This window comes from Campylobacter concisus (genome assembly GCF_902460845.1).
In the GTDB taxonomy this organism is placed as follows: Bacteria; Campylobacterota; Campylobacteria; order Campylobacterales; family Campylobacteraceae; genus Campylobacter_A; species Campylobacter_A concisus_X.
Genome location: NZ_CABPVS010000006.1, coordinates 44,274 through 68,848 on the forward strand (window position 1 = coordinate 44,274; position 24,575 = coordinate 68,848).

The 24,575-nt window shown below is 38.6% G+C and carries 25 protein-coding genes; 4 read left to right on the forward strand and 21 right to left on the reverse strand.

The window, feature by feature from the left end; translation table 11 throughout:
• Positions 1-8: 8 nt before the first annotated feature.
• The 7 genes from F3H00_RS08585 to F3H00_RS08615 form a co-directional block, all read right to left on the reverse strand.
• Complete coding sequence (locus F3H00_RS08585; protein WP_148800247.1) at positions 9-860, reverse strand: hypothetical protein; 852 nt, start codon at positions 858-860, stop codon at positions 9-11.
• A gap of 182 nt (positions 861-1,042) precedes the next feature.
• Positions 1,043-1,939, reverse strand: a complete 897-nt coding sequence (locus tag F3H00_RS08590) for a DUF4299 family protein (protein WP_148800249.1) — start codon at positions 1,937-1,939, stop codon at positions 1,043-1,045.
• A gap of 19 nt (positions 1,940-1,958) precedes the next feature.
• Positions 1,959-2,318: a DsrE/DsrF/TusD sulfur relay family protein gene (locus F3H00_RS08595; RefSeq protein WP_072594648.1), complete on the reverse strand. Its 360-nt coding sequence runs from the start codon at positions 2,316-2,318 to the stop codon at positions 1,959-1,961.
• A gap of 74 nt (positions 2,319-2,392) precedes the next feature.
• Entirely contained in the window at positions 2,393-2,992 is a 600-nt protein-coding gene (locus F3H00_RS08600; RefSeq protein WP_148800264.1) for a LysE family translocator, read from the reverse strand.
• 108 nt (positions 2,993-3,100) lie between these two features.
• Positions 3,101-4,147, reverse strand: coding sequence for a type II asparaginase (locus F3H00_RS08605; RefSeq protein WP_148800266.1), 1,047 nt, complete (start codon positions 4,145-4,147; stop codon positions 3,101-3,103).
• 85 nt (positions 4,148-4,232) lie between these two features.
• Positions 4,233-4,568 carry a branched-chain amino acid transporter permease gene (locus F3H00_RS08610; protein ID WP_148800268.1) on the reverse strand — a complete coding sequence of 112 codons (336 nt, stop codon included), beginning with the start codon at positions 4,566-4,568 and terminating at the stop codon, positions 4,233-4,235.
• A complete protein-coding gene (locus F3H00_RS08615; RefSeq protein WP_148800270.1) occupies positions 4,565-5,227 on the reverse strand; it encodes an AzlC family ABC transporter permease in 663 nt (220 codons plus the stop codon). The genes F3H00_RS08610 and F3H00_RS08615 overlap by 4 nt, the downstream gene beginning before the upstream one ends.
• A gap of 103 nt (positions 5,228-5,330) precedes the next feature.
• Here F3H00_RS08615 and F3H00_RS08620 point away from each other — a divergent pair, with 103 nt between their 5' ends.
• A complete protein-coding gene (locus F3H00_RS08620) occupies positions 5,331-5,774 on the forward strand; it encodes a tetratricopeptide repeat protein (protein WP_148800272.1) in 444 nt (147 codons plus the stop codon).
• 199 nt (positions 5,775-5,973) lie between these two features.
• Here F3H00_RS08620 and flgG read toward each other — a convergent pair whose 3' ends face one another.
• The gene (gene flgG, locus F3H00_RS08630) at positions 5,974-6,762 is read right to left on the reverse strand and encodes a flagellar basal-body rod protein FlgG (RefSeq protein WP_021091447.1); all 789 of its coding nucleotides are present in this window, start codon (positions 6,760-6,762) and stop codon (positions 5,974-5,976) included.
• A 15-nt stretch (positions 6,763-6,777) separates the two neighbouring features.
• A complete protein-coding gene (locus tag F3H00_RS08635) occupies positions 6,778-7,587 on the reverse strand; it encodes a flagellar hook-basal body protein (protein WP_148800274.1) in 810 nt (269 codons plus the stop codon).
• Positions 7,588-7,735: 148 nt separating this feature from the next.
• Between F3H00_RS08635 and rpoD the strand changes: the two genes are divergently transcribed.
• Positions 7,736-9,592, forward strand: a complete 1,857-nt coding sequence (rpoD, locus tag F3H00_RS08640; RefSeq protein ID WP_085658291.1) for an RNA polymerase sigma factor RpoD — start codon at positions 7,736-7,738, stop codon at positions 9,590-9,592.
• A 236-nt stretch (positions 9,593-9,828) separates the two neighbouring features.
• Here rpoD and F3H00_RS08645 read toward each other — a convergent pair whose 3' ends face one another.
• From F3H00_RS08645 to F3H00_RS08675, 7 genes are all read right to left on the reverse strand, one after another.
• Positions 9,829-10,584 (reverse strand): flagellin, encoded by a 756-nt coding sequence (locus tag F3H00_RS08645; protein ID WP_180379444.1) that lies wholly within the window; start codon positions 10,582-10,584, stop codon positions 9,829-9,831.
• A gap of 84 nt (positions 10,585-10,668) precedes the next feature.
• Complete coding sequence (hisD, locus tag F3H00_RS08650; RefSeq protein WP_148800278.1) at positions 10,669-11,961, reverse strand: histidinol dehydrogenase; 1,293 nt, start codon at positions 11,959-11,961, stop codon at positions 10,669-10,671.
• Complete coding sequence (locus F3H00_RS08655) at positions 11,958-12,809, reverse strand: pyridoxal-phosphate dependent enzyme (RefSeq protein WP_148800280.1); 852 nt, start codon at positions 12,807-12,809, stop codon at positions 11,958-11,960. Before F3H00_RS08655 ends, hisD begins: the two co-directional genes overlap by 4 nt.
• The gene (locus F3H00_RS08660) at positions 12,802-13,893 is read right to left on the reverse strand and encodes an OmpA family protein (RefSeq protein ID WP_148800282.1); all 1,092 of its coding nucleotides are present in this window, start codon (positions 13,891-13,893) and stop codon (positions 12,802-12,804) included. Before F3H00_RS08660 ends, F3H00_RS08655 begins: the two co-directional genes overlap by 8 nt.
• Positions 13,890-15,203 (reverse strand): MotA/TolQ/ExbB proton channel family protein, encoded by a 1,314-nt coding sequence (locus F3H00_RS08665; protein ID WP_148800284.1) that lies wholly within the window; start codon positions 15,201-15,203, stop codon positions 13,890-13,892. The genes F3H00_RS08660 and F3H00_RS08665 overlap by 4 nt, the downstream gene beginning before the upstream one ends.
• A 4-nt stretch (positions 15,204-15,207) precedes the next feature.
• Positions 15,208-16,272: a class II fructose-bisphosphate aldolase gene (fbaA, locus tag F3H00_RS08670; RefSeq protein ID WP_009294115.1), complete on the reverse strand. Its 1,065-nt coding sequence runs from the start codon at positions 16,270-16,272 to the stop codon at positions 15,208-15,210.
• Positions 16,273-16,287: 15 nt separating this feature from the next.
• Positions 16,288-17,106 (reverse strand): peptidylprolyl isomerase, encoded by an 819-nt coding sequence (locus F3H00_RS08675; RefSeq protein WP_085658279.1) that lies wholly within the window; start codon positions 17,104-17,106, stop codon positions 16,288-16,290.
• A 95-nt stretch (positions 17,107-17,201) separates the two neighbouring features.
• On the opposite strand from F3H00_RS08675, the gene nth reads away from it, so the two are divergent.
• Positions 17,202-17,834 (forward strand): endonuclease III, encoded by a 633-nt coding sequence (gene nth, locus F3H00_RS08680; RefSeq protein ID WP_148800286.1) that lies wholly within the window; start codon positions 17,202-17,204, stop codon positions 17,832-17,834.
• On the opposite strand, the gene dsbD is transcribed toward nth, so the two are convergent.
• Positions 17,827-19,557, reverse strand: a complete 1,731-nt coding sequence (dsbD, locus tag F3H00_RS08685; RefSeq protein WP_148800287.1) for a protein-disulfide reductase DsbD — start codon at positions 19,555-19,557, stop codon at positions 17,827-17,829. The genes nth and dsbD overlap by 8 nt on opposite strands.
• 105 nt (positions 19,558-19,662) lie before the next feature.
• Between dsbD and ppk2 the strand changes: the two genes are divergently transcribed.
• The gene (ppk2, locus tag F3H00_RS08690; RefSeq protein ID WP_021091543.1) at positions 19,663-20,472 is read left to right on the forward strand and encodes a polyphosphate kinase 2; all 810 of its coding nucleotides are present in this window, start codon (positions 19,663-19,665) and stop codon (positions 20,470-20,472) included.
• Positions 20,473-20,523: 51 nt separating this feature from the next.
• Here ppk2 and F3H00_RS08695 read toward each other — a convergent pair whose 3' ends face one another.
• The 4 genes from F3H00_RS08695 to F3H00_RS08710 all read right to left on the reverse strand — a co-directional run bounded on the left by F3H00_RS08695 (position 20,524) and on the right by F3H00_RS08710 (position 24,326).
• A complete protein-coding gene (locus F3H00_RS08695) occupies positions 20,524-20,955 on the reverse strand; it encodes a trehalose-6-phosphate synthase (protein WP_084042085.1) in 432 nt (143 codons plus the stop codon).
• Positions 20,956-21,082: 127 nt separating this feature from the next.
• Positions 21,083-22,957: a molecular chaperone DnaK gene (dnaK, locus tag F3H00_RS08700; protein ID WP_087578979.1), complete on the reverse strand. Its 1,875-nt coding sequence runs from the start codon at positions 22,955-22,957 to the stop codon at positions 21,083-21,085.
• Positions 22,958-22,992: 35 nt separating this feature from the next.
• Entirely contained in the window at positions 22,993-23,535 is a 543-nt protein-coding gene (gene grpE / locus F3H00_RS08705) for a nucleotide exchange factor GrpE (protein ID WP_084042087.1), read from the reverse strand.
• On the reverse strand, positions 23,532-24,326 hold the full coding sequence (locus F3H00_RS08710; protein ID WP_149703814.1) for an HrcA family transcriptional regulator: 795 nt from the start codon (positions 24,324-24,326) through the stop codon (positions 23,532-23,534). Before F3H00_RS08710 ends, grpE begins: the two co-directional genes overlap by 4 nt.
• Positions 24,327-24,575: the final 249 nt, after the last annotated feature.

A 24,575-nucleotide genomic window follows, 5' to 3' on the forward strand; every position in this document is an offset into this window, starting at 1 on the left:
AATTTACTTTAGTAGTATTCGTAGCTGATATCTAGCTTTTTATATAGGCCTATTTCCGTTATGTCGCCGTTTTCGTAGTATTTGTCCGCGGGCTTAAATTTGACCGAGGTTTTATGCGTCAAATTTCCCTGCTCGTCCCTCGTTATGTCTTTAAACTGCAAGATTTGCCAGATTTTTGCCTCGGAGCCGAAATAATTTACCGACGTATACTCCATCTCGTCGCCGCTTGCGGCGTAGTAATAGACCCATTTTGAGTTTGGGGCTTGCGTGATTTTTTCGTATTCGCCGTTTGGCTTGCGTTCGAAGCTTATCTCTATGCCGTGGCGCAGCTCCATATTATTTTCTATCCGCGTTAAAACGCCCTTTTCGTCGTAGACGTAGCTATCGTCCGTCACTAGCGTCCCGCCCGAATACGCCGCCCGAGCGATTATTTTGCCGTCCTTGCCGTAGGTAATTTTCTCCGTGCGGGGATAAAATTTATCCTCCACGTGCTGTTCTTTGGCCGTCGCGACTAAATTTTCGCCGTCAAATTCGTATTCGTAGAGATAAACGGCGCTATCTTGATACTTTTTGCGCACTAGCCCGTCTTTGCCGTACTCAAACAAAACCGAGCCGTTCGGTACGCCGTTTATATGCTCGGTTTCTTGCACTATATAGCCGTTTTCGTTAAACTCCGTCCACTTTACGCGCGTATTTTCTAGCGTCCCGGAGCCGTCCATTGAGTATTCGTACTCCGTAGCCGTCATGCTTTTGACCTCGCCTTTTAGCTCTCTTTTTCTCCAGTCGTTTTGCGGTAAAACGGCCGAGTTTAGATAGCAAACCGCCGATACCGCGGCGAAAATAGCCTTTAAAATTTTCATTTTTGTCCTTTTTTAAATCACGCAAAGCCTAGATTAGTTTAGGCTAAAATTTCGCCTAATTTAGCCCCAAAAGCGACAATACCGGTAAAATCCTAGCTTTTACGAGTTTAAATCCGCGCTTGAAACCGACTTAAATTTCTAAGCAAGTCTGAGGCGAATTTTCATTTCGGCAGTTTATTAACTTAAGCTTCGTTTGCCTTTTTTAAAATTTCTCTCATCTCTTCTTCGCTAAGCGGCTCAACCAGTATATTTGCGGCGTCTATGAAGCGATATTTTTCTTTTGGTAAATTTGCCATAAAGGCATTGTATTCGCATTCGCCGAGCACGTGCGCGTCCCTATCGTCTACGCCCACAACTAGCGTAAGTATCCAGCGCGAGACCTTGCGCTCTCCTAGAACTTCTTGCGCCTGCCACGACGGAGAAGGGGCGTAAGGCAAGATAGTCGGTAAATTTTCGCTAAGCGTATATGCGCCAAAAATTTCGCTGCCGTCTTTATCTTCGTATAAATTCTCTCTTGCGCTATAAGCGTCAAGATACTGCACCCGCCTCATCATCTCATCAAATTTAGCCGCAGGGCTAGCGCTTGCAAAAATTTCATCTATCATAACCGCATCAAACGCCACGTCGCGCTCCAGGCCAGAGATATAAAGCATTTGATTTTTCTCTTTTGCCTCCTTTAGAGCTTCAAGTCCCCACATTATGTCGACTTCATAATCAAATTTTAAAATTTGCTCGCTATCGTAAATTTCCTCGTTGTCACACTCTATTTTCGAGCCGGTTTTGGCTGAAATTTTAGATAAAAGCAAAAGTGCCGTCTGCCAGTCGCCAACGCCGCTTGGAGTACAGACTCGGACGATATATTTGCCGTCTTCATAGTTTAGTTCAAACCCGCGAGCGCTCTTTTGCCGCACGCCTGCGATCATCACGTTTTCGTTTAGCGAAAGCTCGCTCGGCTCGTCGTTTTGGCTATTAAAAAAGCAAAATCCCTCTATAAACTCTGAAATTTCACACTCGCTTAACTCCTTTTCATATCCGCCAAAAAGCTTCTTTTTGTTTTTTACCTTAAATGTTACGCTCATAAATTCTCTTTCGCCTACTCTAAAACGTCATCGCTTGATCGCACTGCCTAACCCACTCGGACAAGATATCCATGCTGCCTTTCACCTCAGCCTCAAAATAAGGCTCTCCCGCATGCAAACCGCACCTCGTTTGGCAGCTACCGCAAACCTTTAACATAGCGCCGCTAGCGTATAGCTCTTTCAACATCGCTACTAGATCTACGTCATAGTTTTCCGGCTTTTTGGTGCTATTTCGCGCAAGATCGACCGCGTCGTTCATTAGAAAAATTCTAACCTCTTCGCCTTTTTCTTTTAGCGTTTTAGCTAGCCTTAATGCGTTGTAAGCATTGTCGGTACCGTTGTATGGTTGATTTGTAAGTATAAATAGAAATTTTTTCATATTTTTCTCCTTTTGCCAAAAATGTAGTGCAAACCGGGCAAATTTTAGCCAAGCTATATAAAAAGAGGCTAAATTTATCTAAAAAGTAAAAGTACGCCGATCGTACAAACGATAATGGCGGTGCAAATTTCAAGTAGCCTTAGGTGCGTTTGTAAAAATTTCTTTAGCATAGCTCCGCCAAGTGCGTAGATATTTAGCGAGCAAAACTCGATAAAAACGAGCGTTGCCGTGATCGTGCACATACGAGTTAGGCTAAAGGGATCGTCTTTGTCCAAAAATGTAGGTAGCAAAGCCGAGAAAAATATCCATGCCTTTGGATTTGTGACGCAAACGATGAGGCCATTTATAAACATCTGCTTTTTGCTTGGCAAATTTGAGACGTTTGTTACGCTAAGCTCGCCCTTACCAAAAAGAAGCATCGCGCCAAGATAGAGCATATAAAGCCCTGCGATGATGTTTAATGCCTTAAATGCGTACTCAAAATGATGAAGCATCACGCCCACGCCAAGCATACAGCAAAATGCCACGAAAGCAAGCGAAAGAAGCTGCCCGGTCATCATAATAAGCGAGTGCTTATAGCCAAAGCCCATACCGATACTCATCGCATAGGTCATGTTGATGCCTGGCATTAGCGAGATAGGAGCAAGCGTGGCGAAAAAGAGTAAGAAGTCCATAAAAAGCCTTGAAATTTAGCTAACAAATATAAAAATTTAAGCTATAGATCAGATCCAGCGATCAAATTTATAGCTTAAATTTAAAAGGCGGACTAAGCCGCCTCTTTTTTAGTGAGTTAAGAAATACTCTTGAATTTTGGCTTTGTCGCTTGTTTTTGTAAGTGCAAGCATCAAAAGCACTCTAGCTTTTTGCGCGTTTAGATTATCGCTTGTTAAAAAGCCGTATTTTGCGTCGTCTACTTCGCCGTTCATGGTCGTCTCGCCACTTCCTACACGTGAGTCGCGAACTACCACTACGCCAGCTTTTGAAGCCTCGCCAAGTGCGTCAAGTACGCTAAAGTAAGGGTTGCCGTTGCCAAGACCAGCGCTGATGATGCCTTTTGCGCCGTTTTTAACAGCTATTTTTACAAAGTCAGGATTGTCATTTGCGTGAGAGTAGATGATATCAACTCTAGGAAGTTCTTTTACGCCCTCTAGGTCAAATGCTGATTTTGCCGTGTGTTTTCTGATCGGATTCATATAGTATTTTACGTTGCCATAAAAGACTGTGCCGATTTTGCCGCTGTTTGGTGATTTAAATGTATCAACGCCTGTTGTGTTGGTTTTGGTTACCTCTCTAGCAGCGTGAATTTCGTCATTCATAGTAACCACAACGCCCTTGCCTACACTATCTTTGCTAATAGCTACATTTACAGCGTTAAATAAATTTAGTGGGCCATCTGCACTTAGTGAGCCACTATTTCTCATTGCACCTACAAGCACGACTGGCTTGTCGCTTTTAACGACTAAATTTAGAAAGTACGCCGTCTCTTCCATAGTATCTGTGCCGTGAGTAACGACGATACCATCAGCTTTGCCGCTATTTAGAAGCTCGTTGATTCTATTTGCAAGCTTTAGCCAAACTTCGTTGTTCATATCCTGTGAGCCGATATTTGAAATTTGCTCACCTTTTATGGTAGCGATCTTGTTGATATCTGGCACGGCTGCGATCAGTTTATCGACCGTAACAGTTCCAGAAGTATAGCTCGCATCAAGCGATCCTGATCCACTTCCCGCTATCGTTCCACCAGTAGCTAGTATGTAGATGGTTGGCTTTGCAACCGCTAAAGTAGCACCTAAAATCATGAGTAACACCGCCTTAAAGATTAAACGCATTTTAGCTCCTTTGCATTAAAATTTGCAAAGTCATTATAATGCCATTTATTTAAAAAAATTATTAACTTATAAATTTTATATTTATTTAAAAAATTCTTATCAAAAACATATAAATTCCGGTTGAAATAACTATACTAAGAAGGGCATTTTTAAACTTTAAATGTACTAAAACAGCCGTAAAAACCGCCACTATCTCGCTTAAGCCGTATGGAAACTCGCTAAATTTCGTATCTTTTAAGCCGTAGCAGACCAAAACGACCATTATCATCATACCCATATGCTTCTCGATGGCGTCTAAATAAGGGTTTGGCTTATAGTTTCTTAATGCATAAAACGGAGTCGCCCTCGTGATAAAAGTAGCTAGGGCGCTTAAAAGCACCGCCACAAAAAGCACCATCTCGCTTGAGCTTACACTTATCAAATTTTATCCTTAAACAAAAGTAAAAATATAAAACAAAGCGTCATCGAGCCAACAAGCACAAATTTAGCTGGAAATAGGCTCACTCCAAGAACGCCAAAAAAGACCGCCGCGAAGAGCACGCGATAGTTTTTATCATTTTTAAACATCTCTATCACAATAACAATAAAAAGCGAGGTCAAACTAAACTCAAGCCCCTTTGTATCGGCCTTTATAAGATCGCCAAGTATCGCTCCAAATAGCGTTCCAGCCGCCCAGTAAGACCATGCAAGTAAATTTAGCCAAGTAAAGACAAAACTTCGCTCACTTGCATCCTTTAGCCCTAAATTTTTAAATACAGCAAAGGTCTCATCTGTTAGCAACGAGATATTTAAAAGCCTAAATTTGATCCCACTATACTCTTTTAAAAGTGAAATTCCATAAAAAGTGTGGCGCGAATTTACAAGGTAGCTCACGATAAAGACCTCAATATAGCTCGTGCCAACGCTAAAGAGCGAAAGCATCATAAACTGCGCTGCTCCGCCGTATGCTAATGTACTAAGCGCCACAGCAATAAATGCGCTCACACCCATGCTCTTTGCCAGCACGCCAAAGGCGACACCGAGCGGGAAATAGCCCATAAAAAGAGGAATAGATAGTTTAGAAACGTAGCTAAATGTCAAATTTTTACCTTCATAAAAAGCCAAAATGTTAGCAAAAATTTAAAAATAAGAGTAAAAATAGAGTTAAATTTTATAAAATGATAGAAATTTTCGGAGTTAAGATATGAAAAAAATAATTCTAATTTTATTTTGTATTCTATTTTCTTGGGGTAAAATTTTAGATACCACCAAGCTTGAAAATGAATGCGCTTTAAACAACATAGAAAGCTGCACCGATCTTATATATATCTACCTTGACAAAAATGAGCGCGATAAAATGTCAGCTATAGCAAACAAGGCCTGTGAGCTAGGCAATCCACATAGCTGTCTATTTTTAGGAAATACATATCTACAAAAAGACACTCTAGCACAAGAGAAAGAAGAAGGGCTTAGGCTTTATAATAAGGCTTGCGAACTAAAAAATGCATTTGCTTGCTATACCATTGCACTCATCTATGAAACAGGAGATACTGGTATACTGCAAGATAAAAATAGAGCAAAAAACTACTACAAAAAAGCCTGCGAGCTTGATTTGGAAGAAGCATGCAGTACACTTAAAAATTTTTAATTAAGCAAAAGATGCTTTTATTCTTGCTCTTAAAAATAGAAATTTTAGATGAGATGTGCCAAATTTTAATTTCGCCCAAATTAATGCGTCTGTTTTATCGAGTCCTTGCCTTTTGGCGTTTTGTTTAAAAAGTAAAATACCTCAAGCGTAAAAGAAAGCAGTATAAGCCCAACGATAGCTAGAGTCGCGTTCATACTACCTACCTTTTAAGCCCATTTACTATTTCAAGCATCGAATCACTCGTAGTTATCGCCTTTGAGTTTGCCTCGTATGCGCGCTGACCAGTGATAAGATCGGTCATCTCTTCAACTAGCTGAACGTTACTCATCTCGACAAATCCTTGTCTGATCGTACCAAGTCCGTCAAGTCCTGCCACGCCTACCACAACATTACCGCTAGCGCTTGTTTCTAGGTAGTTGTTGTCGCCCATTGAGTGAAGGCCAGCCGGGTTTATGAAATTTGCTAGCTCGATCTGACCTATCTGAGCCATCTCTCTCTCACCTGCTTGAAGCACTGACACGGTGCCATCTGTGCCGATAGAAATTTGTGTTGCATTTGCAGGCACGGTGATCTGAGGGATAAGCTGATAGCCATCGCTATTTACAATAGTGCCGTTTGCATCAAGCTTAAATGCGCCATTTCTAGTATAGGCTGTCGTGCCATCAGGGAGTTGAATCTGAAAAAATCCATTGCCCGCTATTACCATATCTAGGTTGTTGCTGGTCTCTTTGAAATAGCCCTGAGAGAAAATTTTATTTATCGCCGTTGGGCGCACACCAAGACCCACTTCGATGCCTGTTGGGCTTGTGGTAGTCTGGCTTGTTGCCGTACCTGCATACTCCATGACTTGATACATAAGATCAGCAAATTCAGCCCTATTTTTCTTGTATCCATAAGTATTTACGTTTGCGATGTTGTGTGAGGTTACGTCTATCTGCGTCTGCTGAGCTATCATACCAGTGGCCGCAGTGTAAAGTGATCTCATCATAGTTTTATCCTTTTATTAAGCTTTTAGGGCTAGTTTTTGAACAGCATCTTGGTTAAGGTCGGTCATGTGGCTTGTCATAACCTTTTGATACATATCAACTAAGCGCTGGGTTTCTATTAGACCCACCATTTCTAAAACTGGATTTACGTTTGACATCTGAGCATATCCTTGCATCACGCTATCAGCCTCGTCAAGCTCTGTGATGTCGTCAAAATTTCTACTCTCAAAGAGATTATCTCCAACCTTTTTAAGATCTCTTATTTCCCTTGGTTGAGCAATAAAAAATTTAGAAAATTGATTATTATTTGAGTATAAATTTCCATTTTTATCGGCAGTTAGCACCTCGCCTTGTGGCACTTGGATACCTCTTTGGCCAGGATTTTGTGCCTCGTAGCCACTTGGTAAAACCTTATAGCCCTCTTTTGTGACGATATAACCATCACCATCAAGGCTAAAAGAGCCATTTTTGCTAAGTTTTACGCCATTTGGGGTATCGACTAAGAAAAATGCGTCATCTCTTTTTATCGCAAAGTCAAGCGTGTTTGAGCTGTATTTAAAGCCACCAGCACTAAAGTCAGTATACTCTTCGCTAACTTGTGGCACGCGGTTAAGAGTTCTATTTAAAAATTTAGCTCCATCTTTTGTGTGATTTTTAAGCGGAAGCTCATCTTGTGTCTCTTTAAAAATTCTCGCAAAATCTCCGATAACTACGTCATTTCTCTTATAGCCAATCGTATTTACATTTGCAAGATTATTTGAGATAACGTTTAATCTATTAAACTGCGTTACCATGCCAGCAGTGGCTTGATAATAACCATTTTGCATGCAATTTCCTAGTCAAAATTTGATTTTTATAGCTACTAAGCAATCATCGTTCCAACTTTGTTTTTATACACATTTACAAAATTTGGGTATAATCCACTTTCTTTTAAACAACACTTAAATCACAATTAGACGATTCGAAAGGAAATTTATGAGCGCCGCAAAAGACTCTTTTTCTCAGATAGAAGAGCTTTTCGCTGAAAATGCAAAAGGCTTTTTGACATACGAAAAATTAGTAAAATTATTAGACAAAGCTCCGACTGCTACGATAGTAAAAAAGATAGAACAACTAGCAAAAACAAATAAAGTCCAGCTCATCACATCTGCTGAGGCTGCAAAGCTTAGAAATTTAGCCGATGCTAAAAAGCGCCAAGAAAACGCTCAAAAAAGTGATCAAGATATCGACGAAGATCTCGATCTTTCAGGCGAAAGTGACCTTTTAGAGTGGTCAAGATCTGATAGTCCTGTAAGGATGTATCTAAGAGAGATGGGGCAGATCGCGCTTCTTACAAAAGATGAAGAGGTAGAGATCAGCAAAAGAATCGAGCTTGGCGAAGATATCATTATCGATGCATTTTGTTCTGTGCCATTTTTGATCGATTTCATACTTGACTATAAAGAGCCACTTATCAACAGAGAACGCCGTGTAAAAGAGCTTTTTAAGAGCTTTGAGGACGAGAGTGAAAACGAAGAAAATGAAGATAGCGAAGACGATATAGACGAGGAAGATGAAGAAAACGAAGAGAACGAAACTCCTAAAAAATCAGCCAAAAACGATAAACGCGCTGAAAAAGTTATAGAGAGTTTCAAGGCCCTCGAAAAGGCAAAAAAAGAGTGGCTAAAGACTGCAAACAAACAAGATAAAGTTGAGAGCGATGACACAGCTTCAAAGATGACTCTTGCATTTAAAAAGAAAATTTTAAAAGAGAAGCTAATGGATCTTGGCCCAACAAGCAAGTTAATTAGCGAGATCGTAAAATCAATGGAGACAGCGCTAAAAAGTGATGACGAATTTGACAGAGAGCTAAAACGCTTGGAGTATCGCTTACCGATGTTTAGCGACGAGCTTAAGAAAAATCACAAAAGCATACTAAAAGATATTATCAAGCTTAGTAAAGAAGAGATCGCAGCTCGTGTGCCAGAAGCTACAATGGTCTCAACTTATGTCGAGATCAAAAAGCTATTTACGACAAAAGAGGCAAGCAAGCAAGGCTTTGATCTTGAACCAACAAGGCTAAAAGAAATTTTAGAGCAGATCAAACGCGGAAAGAAAATTTCTGACGAGGCAAAAGCTAGAATGGCTAAGTCAAACCTCCGTCTAGTTGTAAGTATCGCTAAACGCTATACAAACAGGGGCTTGCCATTTTTAGATCTCATCCAAGAGGGCAACATCGGCCTTATGAAAGCGGTTGATAAATTTGAATACAGAAAAGGTTATAAATTTTCAACCTACGCCACATGGTGGATCCGCCAGGCTATCTCGCGTGCGATCGCCGATCAGGCAAGGACGATTAGGATACCTATCCACATGATAGAGACGATAAATCGTATCAACAAAATAAACCGCAAATACCTCCAAGAAGAAGGTAAAGAGCCTGATGTAAGCGTTATCGCAAAAGAGGTTGGGCTAAGTGTTGATAAGGTAAAGCAAGTCATCAAAATAACAAAAGAGCCTATCAGTCTTGAAGCTCCGATCGCAAACGAAGAGGACGGAAAATTTGGAGATTTTGTCGAGGATAAAAGCTCACTTTCTCCAATTGAGCAAATTTTAAAAAGTGACCTCAGAGAGCAGATAGATGATGTGCTTTCACAGCTAAATGAGCGTGAAAAAGCGGTTATTTCGATGAGATTTGGCTTGCTTGAAGATGAGAGCGACCGCACACTTGAAGAGATCGGTAAGGCACTAAACGTCACTCGTGAGCGTGTCCGCCAGATAGAAAGCTCAGCTATCAAAAAACTAAAACACCCAAAAGTTGGTAGAAAACTTAAAAACTACATTGAGGGCTAAAAGCCCTTTTCTTTTGGATATTTTCCTTAAGACTTTCTCTTTAGCTTTATAAAATTTAAAATTTTTTTTTAGCAACAAATTTCACTAACAATCTACATTGATTTTATTATTGAAAGGCTGGATTCAGCCCTCATTTAGCCATTAGATCGGCACAAAATAAAAATACAAAAAACTTAATATTTTTTAAAGAATAAAGTTAGATAAAAAGAATTTACCGGCGCAAGACCGGTAAAAATTTATTCAGCTAGAAGTTTATCTAGTTTTGCGGCCAAACTCGTAGTGTCATGGGCTTTAGCTAAGCTCGCAGCATGAAGTTTTAAATTTGCTTGTAAATTTTCTTCCAAGCTCTTTGCGATGTCGCTACTATCAAGATTTTCTACGCTATTAGCATTTGCCACACTTCTTGCGGCTAGAGCATTTATGCCTCTAAATACAGCATTTTGTGTTGATCCGATCTCTGAACGAAGTGAATTTATATTTTTTAAAATTTCACCTGTATTTGAGCCGTCATCTTTTACATTTAAAAGAGCATTTGTGCCCAAATTTATATTTTTTGTGCTCTCACCTGTAAAAAATCCAAGCTCAGCATCAAATACGTTTTTGCCGTTAAATTTAGCCTCTTTTACGCTATCATTCATAGCATTTCTTAGTGCGTTGATTTCGCCCTTTATGCCTTTTTGTTCATTTGCTGAGAGAGTAGGATTTGTAAGCTTACTTGAAAGCTCGCCTATTCTATCCGTACTTTTACTTAAATTTAAAAGCGTTGAATCAGCGATTTGAAGCATACCGATCATATCGTTTGCATTTGCCAAACCTTCGTTCAAGACATTTGTTTGTGAAAGCAAACTCTCTGCGATTTGTAAATTTGCACCTGAAGCTTTGATCTCGCTGTTTGCAGAGATAGCATTTAGCGCTTTCTTTTCGCTATTTTTTGCTTGATCTAAATAATAGTTTCCTGAAGCCTGGTTTGCAGTATAAGTTCCTAACTTCATAACAACTCCTTTTTAATAATTCGCTATGGATTCTACTATAAATTCTATAAAAAGTTGCAAAATCTTTATAAAATCTATTTTTCTTTACTCTTCTAGCCTCACTGCGACTGATTTTTTATGAGCAGTTAGTCCTTCAGCTTCAGCTAGCTGCATACATGATTTGCCAAGATGCATGATACCTTTTCTACTCACCGAAATGATTGAACTTCGCTTCATAAAATTTTCAACTCCAAGTGGTGAGTAAAATCTCGCACTTCCGCCAGTTGGCAATGTGTGATTTGGTCCAGCGATGTAATCTCCCATTGCTTCAGGTGTAAAGTGTCCAAAAAATATAGCGCCCGCATGAGTCACATCATCAATATAACTTAAAGCATCATTTGTAGCGATCTCTAGGTGCTCAACAGCAAGCTCATTCATGAGAGCAAAACACTCTTTTATATCTTTTGCCACTATTATTGCAGCTTTATTTCTTATGCTTGCACTTGCGATTGGCTCACGTTTTAGTGTCTTTAGCTCATCTTCGATGTGTCTTTGTACTGCCCTTGCGAAAGCTTCTACTGGCGTTATCAAAAAGGCACTTGCGATCTCGTCATGCTCAGCTTGAGAGAGCATATCAATAGCTATGTGGCGAGGATCGGCACTATCATCAGCGATGACGCCTATCTCGCTTGGGCCAGCGATCATATCGATATTTACATCACCATAAACTAGCTTTTTAGCAGTCGCTACGTAGATATTGCCAGGTCCTGTGATGACATCAACTTTTGGCACCGTTTCGGTTCCATATGCCATCGCTGCGATCGCACTTGCGCCGCCTACTTTAAAGGCTGTCTTTATGCCACAAAGGTGCATTGCCGCAAGAAGTAAGGTATTTACCTTGCCATTTGGCGCTGGAGTGCACACTACGATCTCTTTTACTCCAGCTACGATCGCTGGGATCGCATTCATAAGAAGCGAGCTAGGATAAGCCGCTTTGCCACCTGGGATATAAAGGCCTGCACGGTCAACCGCTGTGTATTTTGCACCTAGTAAGATGTCGTGTTCATCTTTATATGTCCAGTCACTTGGCCTTGTACGCTCATGATAGCTTTTTATCCTATCGTGAGCTAAATTTAAAGCTACTCTTAAAGCATTATCTAGCGAATTATAGGCAGCCTCCATCTCTTTAACGTCGATTATTATGTCGTTTTTACTTGTAACGCTAAATTTATCAAATTTAGCTATCTGCGCAAAAAGTGCACTATCGCCATCTTTTCTTATCTCATCTATTATGCCCGCAACCACTGGCATTACAGCGCTCATATCATTATCACTTCGTTTAACAAGCTGTAAAAATTTACTCTCAAAATCAGTATCGCTGCTGTGTAAAAACTTCATCTATTATCCTTTATTTTTAGCTTTCTCTCATATCTTTGCTTTTGTGTAATGTTACCTAAAATTCCGCCCTGATGGATATATAAAATTTCACTCCCAAGCCTATCTAAATTTGCAAAAAGCGTGATAAAGCCAACAGGGTCGTATACTAGGTCAAATTCCACGCCACTTTTGCAAACCTCTAGCCAAATTTCATAAAGCTCTGGGTATAAATTTCCAAAATGATACTTCTTTGGGGGATTTAAAATTTGCACCTTGCTATTTTTGTCTAGCTCATAAATTTGCTTTTTTAGATAGTCACTATCCCCTACACAAGGAGAAGTATAAACGCTAAGATCAGTGTACTTTGCCAGGTAGCAAGCACTAGTACCTGTACCAGAAGGCAAAAATATATCAGGCTTTATACCACTTTTTTTGCTCCACTCATTTATCTCATTTGCCTGCGTGATAAAGCCAAGCTCAGCCTCACTCTGCGCCACGCCCTCGTTTATAAAAAGTGCATTTTTGCTCTTTGCTAGCTCTTTAGCAAATTTCTCACGCTCATCTTTTATAAAAATTTCCATGCCATTTTCAAGTGCAAATTTGAAATTTCCAACTGGATCTTGCTCTAAATTTGAGCTTAGATGAGAGACGACGTAGTAAAATTTAAGCCCCTTTAGCTTAGCAAAAAGACTTAGGCTATACATCGCATTTGACTGGCTTGAACCGTGAGATACGATGGCCTGAGTGCCACCAAGATTAGCCTTTAGAAAATACTCTAGTTTTCTTGCTTTGTTGCCGTTAAACTCGCCTAGCAGATCATCTCTTAAAAGCCAAAATTCTCGCCCTCTTAAGCGAATTTTATCAATCACCCTTAAACTCCAAAAATTTCTCTATCTCATTGATAGCCTCTTTGTTTGAGAGTGAAAATTTGATCTCGATGCGCCTTGAAGCGTCCTTATCTTCGGCTCCATCTTTAAAAACTAACTCGTTGTAGCTTCGTCCACTTGCCACGAGCAGCTTTCTAAGGCGCACATCGTCACTAAATGAATTTATAAACTCCATAACCGCGTATGCTCTTTTTTGTGAAAGCTCCAAGTTATAAATATAGCTTCCGTCGCTATCTGTAAAGCCCTCAATTATAATTTGATCAATATTTGATGCGATATCTTTATCATTTAAAAGCACGTCGAAATATTTACTAAGAGTGGCCTTTAACTCCTCTTTGACCTCTTCTTTTAAGACCGCACTGCCCTTATCAAAAAGTACTGAGGAGCTAAGCTTTAGCGCGCCTGAGTTTGGATCGATCTCGATGCTCGATCCTAGCCTATCTTTTAGAGCTGAGATCACTTTTACCCTTATGCCAGTTAGGTTTTTGACCCTGTCACGAGTGACGTTTAAGTCCCTTAAAAGCTCATCATATCTAGCCTCTCTTTGGCTCACTTGCTCTAGCAAAAATGCGATCTTGGCTAAATTTTTCTCGCTACTTGCATTTGCATCGGTAAGCGCTCTATCTTTTGATGAAATTTCATCATTTAGCACGATCATCTTTTGATTTAGATCAAAAATACTAGCATTTAGTTCTTTTATGCTCGCATTTGCGTCCTTGTTTGCATTTATTAGCTGAGCTAGCTTTTCTTTTAGAGCGTCTATTTGGATGACAAAAATTTCATTTGATTTTTTTAAATTTATATTTTCGTCGCTTATCTTTGAAAGCTCGCTTTTTAGGGCTTCATTTAGCTCTTCAAGGGTAAAATTTTTACCCTGAGCATCTTTTAAATTTGCTAAAGCTGCGATGATGGCTTGCTCTTTATTTTCAAGGGTGTTTTGAGTTAGAACGTATTTTACGACGACAGCGCCGATTAGTAGCATAAAAACAAAGAGCAGACCCGCCATCAAGTCTGCGTACGAAACCCAAAAGCTTGATTGATCTTCGTTATTTTTGTTTATTTTCATTGCACTAGATTTTCGATCTTTTCTATTACAGAATTTGCTTCTTTATCGATCTCGTCTATGTTCTTTTTAAGCTCAGCAATGAGGCTCTCGCGCTCTTTTTCACGCTCCAAGCTCCTGCCCTCCTGCTCGTAAGCTGCCTTAAATATCGTCGCACTCTCAACAAGCGAGGTTCTAAATGCCTTTAATGCCTCGTTTTGCTCTTTCATCAAAGATAGAGAAAATTCTTTTAAAATGGCATCAAAGCTCTTTATAGTCTGCTCAAATTTTAGCTGGCTCTCTTTTGTAGCGTTTAAATTTCTACTAAAAATTTCGCCAAGTTTTGCATGCTCGGTTAAAATTTTAACCTCCATATCTTTAAAGGCATTAGAAAACGCGCCAACTGCCTTTAATATATCGGAGTGGATTTTTACAAATTCATCTTGTTTTAGGCTAGCTTCATTTAGCATTTTTAAACTTGCGCTGAGCTCTGCCTTGCTTTGATTGATGATATTTTTCTCAACCTCACAAAGCTCTTTTAGACTGTTAAATTTCTCATTTGTCTGCTCGCTTAGCTCTTTTACAAATTTATCATCAAGCACCATTTTAAAGGTATCGTGACTATCTTTAAAGTAGCCAACAGAGGCTTTCATGAAATTTGCATTTAGCTCATTTTCCTGCCAGAAAAACTCACGGCTTAACTCTTTTTGCTCGCTGTAAAATCTCTCAAATTTACTAATGCCGATCTTTTCAAAAAACATCCACCAAAGCGCTAAAAATATGCCATATATCGATACATAAAACGCTGTGGCCACGCCGTTTAGCAGTATGGCGATCTCTTTTTCAAGTCCGTTTGCGGTGCTTGAGCTAAAGCTTGGCATGGAGATAGCGATACTAATAAATGTGCCTAAAATTCCAAGCATAGGAAAGACTGCTTGGCCGATATTTGCTAGGTTGTCATTTCTAAAATTTCTTGTGTAGCTCTCGAAAAAATCTTCAAATTTAGCGTTTGCCTTTTTGACGCTTGAAATTTCAAAGAGGTGAGCAATGATAAATTCTTTTAGCCTTATTTTGTACTCTTTAGCATTTGCTAAGAAATTTGAGTAAGCGACTAAAGCGCTGTGACGTGAAAAGATAAAAGCGACAAAGAGTATAACGCCCATCATCACGATGGTGTGAAGCTTCATCTGAAAATTTATAACGCCAAGATACGCTAGTATCGCCAAGATGTAGATAGCTAAAGGGATAAAGATAACTTTAAAAAAAACAAAGAAAGAGTGAGCTTGGCGCTCTTTTGGTACGCTTAGCTCACTAAAATCATTTTGATTTTGCATAGGATTAGTTCCTATTTAGGCAGTTTAAGTCGCTAAAAGCAGTCTGAAGGCGCTTAACCATGCTCTCCTCGCCACTTCTTAGCCATTTCCTTGGATCGTAGTATTTTTTATTTGGTTTATCGTCGCCTTCTGGGTTGCCGATCTGACCTTGCAAGTATGCTCTATTTTTAGCCTCATACTCGCGTACGCCGTCCCAGAAAGCCCACTGAGTATCAGTATCAATGTTCATCTTGATAACACCGTAGCTCACAGCATTTTTGATATCTTTTAGCTCACTGCCACTACCGCCATGAAATACAAAATTTACTGGCTTGTCGCTTTTTGTATTAAATTTCTTAGCGACATAGGCTTGTGAGTTTTTAAGAATTTCTGGTCTTAGCACGACATTGCCCGGTTTATAAACGCCGTGAACGTTGCCAAAACTAGCTGCGATGCTAAATTTATCGCTTATCTTACTTAGTCTTTCATAAGCAAGCGCGACATCTTCTGGCTGAGTGTAAAGAAGTGCGTTATCAACACTTGTGTTATCTACGCCATCTTCTTCGCCTCCAGTGACGCCAAGCTCGATCTCTAAGCTGATGCCAAGCTCGCTAAGCTCTTTTAGATACTTCTCGCACGTGCTTAAATTTTCATTGATATTCTCTTCGCTAAGATCAAGCATGTGAGAGCTAAAAAGTGGCACGCCGTGAGTTTTTTTATACTCATGACTTGCTTTTACTAGCTCATCTATCCAAGGTAAAAGCTTTCTAGCAGCATGGTCTGTATGTAAAATGACTGGCACGCCATAAGCTTTGGCTAGCAAATGAACATGCTTTGCTCCAGCGATCGCACCAAGAACGGCTGCGTTTTCGCAGGCTTTACCAGCGTAAAAACCTGCACCGCCATTACTAAACTGAACGATAACAGGCGAGTTAGCAACCTTTGCCGCTTCTAAAACAGCATTTACTGAGTCGCTGCCTACGACATTTACAGCAGGTATTGCAAAACCTTGCTCTTTGGCATAAGCATAAAGTTTTGTTACATCATCTCCGCTTAAAACACCAGGTTTTACGATATCTAAAACGCCCATTTTATCCTCCAAATTTTATTTGTATTCTATCTTTGCTTTTTGGCGTAGAGCTTCACTTTTTTGTCTAACAGCAGCTTGAAATTTCTCCATTTTAACAGCTTGCTCGATCTCTGCTTTTGCTTGCTCAAAGCTTACAGTGCCAGCAGCTTTGCCATCTTCTTTTAAGATAACATGGTAGCCAAACTGAGTTTTAACTGGTTTAGTTGAAACTGTGCCATTAGCCATTGAAAATGCTGCGTCTGCAAAAGGTTTTACCATTTGGCTTTGACCAAACCAGCCAAGTGCGCCACCATGTGCTGCTGAGCCTTTGTCGATTGATTTTTGGCTTGCAAGCTCTGCGAATTTCTTTGTTAGCGCCTCACCTTTTAAATTTTTAAGTTGAGCGATGATGTCGTTTGCTGTTTTTTCATCTTCAACTAGGATATGCCTTGCTTTTGCTTGAGCTGGCTCGTTCATACTTGCTTTGTTTTTATTGTAAAAATCTTTTAGTTCGTTATCACTTACTTTTATGCCGTCAAAAAGCTTTCTCATATAAAGCTCAACTGCGATGCCTTCTTGCGCTGCTTTTACAGCTTTGATGTACTCTACATCTTTTTCGATACCGCTTGACTTAGCATCTTTTAAAAGAAGTTTTCTATTTATTAGATCGTCGATTATACGTTTTTTTTCATTTGGTTGAAGCTTGCTAGCGTCAAAACCTGGCATAGCTGCTGATAAAAGGCTTGAAATATCGCTATCGCTTATAGCATCACCATCAACTGTTGCAACTACTGCTGCATTTAGAGTAACAGCTGCTGCTAAACTTAAAACTGCTGGAAACAAAAATTTTTTCATATAAATCCTTTAAAAAATTGATTTTATGGGCAAGATTATATCAAATAATGCGATAACTTTTCATTTAACTTAAGAAAATAAGGTAAAATACGAAAATGAGAACAAAAAAAGATATTTTAGAGATAAAAACAAGACTTCTAGAAGAGTTTAAAGACGCCAAAAGCGAGCTTAAATTTAGAAATTTATATGAGCTACTTGTCTGTGTCATGCTCTCAGCCCAGTGCACCGATAAGAGAGTAAATTTAATAACTCCAGCTTTATTTGAAGCATATAAAGATGTCTATGAGCTAGCAAGTGCGAATTTAGCAAGCCTAAAACTAATGATAAACTCATGCAGCTTTTTTAATAACAAAGCGGTGAATTTAATCAAAATGGCAAACAGCGTGGTTGAGCTTTATAATGGAGAAATTCCGCTTGATGAAGAGAAACTAAAAGCCCTTGCTGGAGTTGGACAAAAGACCGCCCATGTCGTGCTTTTAGAAGCTACAAATGCAAATGTTATGGCTGTTGATACGCACGTTTTTAGAGTGGCGCACAGACTTGATCTTAGTCATGCAAAGACGCCAGAAGCCACTGAAGCTGATCTTAGCCATGCCTTTAAAACAGATCTTGGTAAGCTTCATCAAGCCATGGTACTCTTTGGACGTTACACCTGTAAAGCCAAAAAACCACTTTGCTATGAGTGTATCTTAAATGATCTTTGTAACAGCAAGGACAAGGTTATTTAATTTTCTCAAGCTTTGCTAGAAAATTTTTAGCATCTATAAAGCCGATAGTTCTAAGAAATTTTAGCTCATCGCCACCATTAAATAGCAAGAGTGCAGGCGGATCAATAAGCCCAAAATTTCTTAGCATCTCATCATTTTGTGATCCACCATTTGTTACATCGATACGAATAAGTGCAAAATTTGCCAAAGCATCCATAACATCACTATCTTTAAAAGTGATCTTTTCTATCTCTTTGCAGCTTACACACCAATCAGCATAAAAATCTACTAGAACGGGCTTTTTTGAGTTTTTTATTATCTCATTTAGTTCATCTAAATTTTTAACGGAATTAAATTTTAACGCACTATCACTTTTTGCCAAATTTAGTCCAGAAAGCGGAGAAAAAGCCTCCTTTGAGCCCAAAAATGAACCAACTATTAGCATAACTGAATATATAAAAACTAGGATAAAAAACGCTTTTTTGAACTTAGCCCAGCTTTGCTCTGCTACTTCAAATGCGCCAAAATAAACTGCCATAAAGACGCCTATAATGCCATATCCTAATAGCTCAAAAAATTCTCCAAGCACACGCGCAAGGATCCAAATCGCCATGATGAGCATCAAAAAACCAAAGAATTTTTTCACTTCATCCATCCAGCTACCAGGTTTTGGCAAGAGTTTTCCAGAGCTTAGCCCGATAATAAGTAGTGGCACGCCCATGCCAAGCCCCATGACAAAAAGCATAATGCCACCATAAAAGACATTTCCACTTTGAGCGATATAAAGAAGCGCGCCCGCTAGTGGTGCTGCTACGCAAGGTGATACGATGAGAGCTGAGGCAAAACCCATAATAAAAATTCCAACATAGCCTGAACTATTTTGAGATTTTTTACTTATTAAATTTTCAAATTTTGCTGGCAATTTTATATCATAAAATCCAAACATACTAAAGCTTAAAATGACAAAAATGGCCGCAAAAGTGCCAAGTACATAGATATTTTGCAAAGCTCCTGCGATACCAAAGCCAAGTAGGCTAGCTGCCACTCCAGCTAGTGCGTAAGCTAGGCTCATCGCGACAACATAAACAAATGATAATAAAAAGCCTTTTTTTGCATTTAAATTAGCACCTTTTGAGACGATTATGCTTGAAAGTATCGGTATCATCGGGAAGACGCAAGGTGTTAGTGAAAGCAAGAGACCATAACCAAAAAAAGTAAGAAGTGAAATAAAGAAATTTTTATCTCCAAGCCCATTTGCGATATCTTGCTCGCTAGAAAATTCTTCAGCAAAGCTGTCGGTATCGTTTTTTTGCTCTTTTTTAAAAGTGGCGATGCTAAATTTTCCAGCTTGGTCAGTTATCTCATAAATTTTACTTTGCGGACGGTAGCAAATGCCGTTTTTAGCACAGCCTTGATAGTTAATGTCAAGTATTGCTTTGCCATTTGAAAGATTTTCTTTTACCAAATTTAATGGGATAAAAATCGAAAAATCTTTTGGATAAATTTCATATTCTCCCGTATTTTCACTACTTGGTAAATTTAATAGCTCATTTATCTTTTTGCCAGCTAGTTTAATCTCAAAACTCTCTTTATAAAGATAGATATTTTCACCAAAGTTAAACTTCACTTCAACATTTTGACTATCAATGCTTGGAGTTAAGACAAAGGCTTTGCTAACATCTAAAACCTCAGCAAAAAGCGAGCTTGCAAATAAAATAAGCGAAAAAAGAAATTTTAAAAACATACTAATCCTTGTTAAATTAAAAAAGATGATTTTAGTCTAAATTCCTAAATTTATTCTATTTTATTGTAAAATTGTGAAAATATGTGAAATTTTAAAGGAGCAAAGATGTCAAAAGACAAAAAACACCAAAAAAGTGAGAAACTTGGCTACGAGGAAGAGCTTAGACTACTTCAAATTGAACTTTTAAAATTTCAAAATTACGTAAAAGAAAAAGGTCTTAGAGTGCTCATGCTAATGGAAGGGCGCGACGCAGCCGGCAAAGGAGGAACTATAAAACGCCTAACTGAGCATCTAAATCCAAGGGGTTGCCGTATAGTAGCGCTTGCTAAGCCAAGTGATGTCGAAAAAACACAGTGGTACTTTCAAAGATATGTGACTCATCTGCCAAGTGCTGGAGAGATCGTGATCTTTGATAGAAGCTGGTACAATAGAGCTGGCGTTGAGCCAGTGATGGGCTTTTGCACACAAGAAGAGCATAAGGAATTTTTACGTGAAGTGCCAAAATTTGAAGAGATGATCATAAACTCCGGCATAATTTTCTTTAAAATTTATCTTTCAATCACAAAAGATGAGCAGAAAAAACGCTTCAAAGAGAGACAAAATGATCCGTTAAAGCAGTTTAAAATTTCACCCGTTGATCAAAAAGCACAAGAACTTTGGGATCAATACTCTATCGCTAAATATTCTATGCTTCTTGCCTCTCACAATAGCATTTCACCATGGGTCATCGTCTCAAGCGATAATAAAAAAGAAGCTAGGCTAAATGTCTTTAAATTTATCCTAAGTCACGTTGAATATCCAAAAAAGATAAATGACTACTTAGAATTTGACAAAAACGTCGTGAGAGATGGAAGTGAAGAGATAAAACGCATAGAAGAAGGGCTAAATAAAGACAAGTTAAAGAGTATTGATTAAAGAATTTTTAACTTCTAGCTGGCGATTTACTTAGATTTGCTAGCTAAATTTTTAAGCCCACCACATTACTTTTGCTAAAATGACCATTATCAGGCAAAGCACTAGAGCTATTAAATGTGAAAATTTACCAAATGGATCAGGCTTTTTTAAAATAACGACATTAAAAACAGAGATAAAAGTTACAAGGCACATTATGAGTAAAACAAAAATTTTTACAAGCAGTAGCTTTTGAAAGTTGCTTTGCCACCAGCCAAGCTCACCTCCAAAATAGTCTTTTGCCATATAAGCGCCACTTATTAAAAGCAATAAAAATGCTGTGCCAAAAACCTTTGCGCTGCCTTTTGTGTAGGCCTTTTTAACTATTTCAAGGGTTTTAGCATCAACCGTTTTTTTAGCAAACGGATATATGCAAACATCGAAAAAAACGTATCCTATAAATACAATGGCACAAATTAAATGAGTAATCAAAAAAAATAAATACATTTTTTGCCTTTTTTTGTTTGGCATTATATAAATTTTAACTATTTAAAATACTTATTTTGAATCAATCTTAAGGATTTATGAAGATAATTTTATAAAAGAGCAAGGCAAGCGCCCTGCTCTAGGAGTTTTACTCGACTTCAGCGTCTATAACGTCGTCGTCTTTTTTATTATTTCCGCCGTTTGCTCCAGCGTTTTCATCTTTTTTATACATAGCTTCTGCTAGTTTGTGGCTGGCCTTGCTTAGAGCTTCTACTTTTGCATCGATTTGCTCTTTTGAAGAATTTTCATCTTTTAGAACCTCTTTTAAATCGTTTAGCGCAGCTTCGATGTTACTTCTATCCTCAGCTGGAACTTTCTCGCCAAGCTCGCTCATGCTCTTTTCGGTTTGATGAACTAGTGCATCTGCTTGGTTTCTAGCTTCAACTGCGTCTTTGCGCTTTTTGTCCTCTTCTTTATGAAGCTCAGCATCTTTTACCATGTTGTTTATCTCTTCTTCGCTTAAGCCGCTTGATCCAGAGATAGTGATGTTTTGGGCTTTGCCAGTCGCTTTATCTTTTGCTGAAACGGTTAAAATTCCGTTTGCGTCGATGTCAAATTCAACTTCGATTTGAGGTACACCTCTTGGAGCTGCTGGGATGCCTTCAAGGTTGAAATTTCCAAGTGATTTATTATCTCTTGCAAACTCACGCTCTCCTTGTAGAACCATGATGGTAACGGCACTTTGATTATCTTCAGCAGTTGAGAAGACTTGACTTTTCTTAGTTGGTATAGTTGTGCCTTTTTCGATGATCTTTGTCATTACGCCGCCAAGTGTCTCGATACCAAGACTAAGTGGAGTTACGTCAAGAAGTAGCACATCTTTTACATCGCCTTTTATGACCGCACCTTGGATAGCAGCACCGATAGCTACGACCTCATCTGGATTAACGCTCTTATTTAGCTCTTTACCAAATGCTTTTTTAACCTCTTCTTGAACAAGTGGCACACGAGTTGAACCACCGACCATTACGACCTCTTTGATGTCGCTTTTATTTAAACCAGCGTCTTTTGTTACCTCGTTTATCTTAGTGATAGTCTCACCCACAAGTGAGTCGATCATGCCCTCAAATTTAGCACGAGTTAGCTTTTTGACAAGGTGTTTTGGACCAGTCGCATCAGCTGTGATAAATGGTAAATTTATCTCGGTCTCTTGAGCTGAGCTTAGCTCTTTTTTGGCATTTTCAGCAGCTTCTTTTAAGCGTTGAAGTGCCATGATATCGCCTTTTAGATCGATGCCATTTTCGTTTTTAAACTCGCTTACTAGCCAGTCAATGATCTTGTTATCAAAGTCATCGCCACCTAAGAATGCGTTACCGCCAGTTGCCAAAACTTCAACGATATTATCACCAGTTTCAAGTACTGTAACGTCAAATGTACCACCACCTAGGTCGTAAACTAAAATTTTCTCAGCCTCTTTTTTATCAAGACCATAAGCAAGTGCTGCAGCTGTTGGCTCGTTGATGATACGAAGTACGTTTAGCCCTGCGATCGTTCCAGCCTCTTTTGTAGCTTTTCTTTGGCTATCATTAAAGTAAGCTGGCACAGTAATAACCGCATCTGTTACCTTTTCACCAAGGTATGCTTCAGCGTCTTCTTTTAGTTTGATAAGAATTTTTGCTGAAATTTCTTGTGGAGTATAAACCTTACCAGCGATCTCAACTGCGCAAGCGCCGTTTCTATCTACAACGTGATATGGCAAGCGGCTTTTTGCCTCTTCAGCATTTTTTTCATTGCTCATCAAACCCATGATACGTTTGATAGAATATATCGTTTTTTCAGGGTTTGTAACTGCTTGACGTTTTGCAACGTCACCTACTAGAATTTCACCTTTGTCTGTAAAAGCAACAACTGATGGAGTTGTATTTTTACCCTCTTTGTTTGGGATAACCTTGCTCTCTCCGCGCTCAAAAACGCTCACACAAGAGTTTGTTGTACCTAAGTCTATACCTATAACTTTTGACATATTTTTCCTTTTTATTAGATTTTATTTTTATAAATTTAGTTTGCTACACTGACCATGGCTGGGCGTAAAACCCTACCATTTATCATATAGCCTTTTTGCAAAGCTTGTACGATTTGACCACTCTGCTTCTCTTCGCTATCGACCCTTAAAACGGCATTATGCACGCTTGGATCAAACTCAGTATCAGTTGGTATCTCGCTTACGCCATGCTTTTCAAAGCATTTTTTAAACTGATTTATAGTTATCAAAATGCCCTCTTTGATCTTTTTAGCAAATTCATCATCCTCTGGATCAAAATTTGCAGCGATCTCAAGAGCATCGATGACTGGTAGCAAGTCCCTAGCAAATTTCTCATTTGCATAGTTTGCAACGTCCGTTTTCTCTTTTTCATAACGCTTTTTGATATTTTCAAACTCAGCATTTGCTCTATAATATTTATCAGTTATCTCCCCGAGCTCTTTTTCAAGTTTTTCAACCTTTGAAATATCACCAAGTGCGTCCAAATTTACGCTATCATTAGCTAGTTCTTGCACAGGCTCAACCTCAGGTAGATTTTGCTCTTTTACCTCTTCGCTCACGCAGCCTCCTTTATTAGATTTATAAATTTCACATAGTCAGTATAAATACTGCCAGCACAGATCATCTGTGCTTCGTTGCCAAGATAGTTTGCACTAAATTTGAGCCCCATAAAATTTTCATCAAACATAGGAGAAAATGTAAGTTTTTCATCCATTTGTAAGCTAAAACTTGGGTCAAAAACCATCTTAAAACGTCTATCCTTAAACATATCAAAGGCTAAAATTTCATTTTCTTGGAAGTAAATTTTAGTCCTTTTAAGCTCTCTTATTTTGCTTTTTAGTTCGCTTAAGCCAACTTGAGAGCAGATAAGCTCAAGCTTGTTTAAACTAACTCCAGAAAGATTACTTAAAAATTTATACATCCTAGCATCAAATTTAATAACGATCTCATCTTCACCAAAATTTAAGATCATATATCTATCATTTAAGTTTAAAATTTCTAGCAATTCATTATCGATTGTGCCAAAAATCATGCAATAAAGCTCAAATTCATCACATAACTTTTTCAATCCTTCGGCATCATTTATCTCTAAATTTATATCACTTATAGCAAAAATTTCACTCCAATATCTTCTCATCGCTGCAATTGTTGGGATCCGACCGCCACTAATGTGAAGCTTTGTGATCTCGCCCTCATCTGAAAGCTTTTTGAAATAAACGCGTATCGTAGAAGCCGGAATAGCCGCGCTCATACGAGAGCCGAGCTCATTTGAACCAATAGGCGCATTGTCCTGCAAATAGGCTTCAATGATAGAATTGAGTATCAAATCGCGTTTATTTGTTTTACTCACTTTTAGCACTCTTTCTTTTTAATTGCTAAACGGATTATACAACTTTAGTTTATCAATGTCAAGTATTTAAGTTAAAATAATTTATTTATGTATCTTTAGTCTATATAACTAAGCTTCTTTAATATTAATTGTATAAATATTTCCGAAAACAAAATTACAAAAAATAATTAAACAAACTTAAAAGTCTTTTATATTACCTCTACGTTCTAATATTTTTATACGTTTTTACGTATTAATATAATTTTTTAT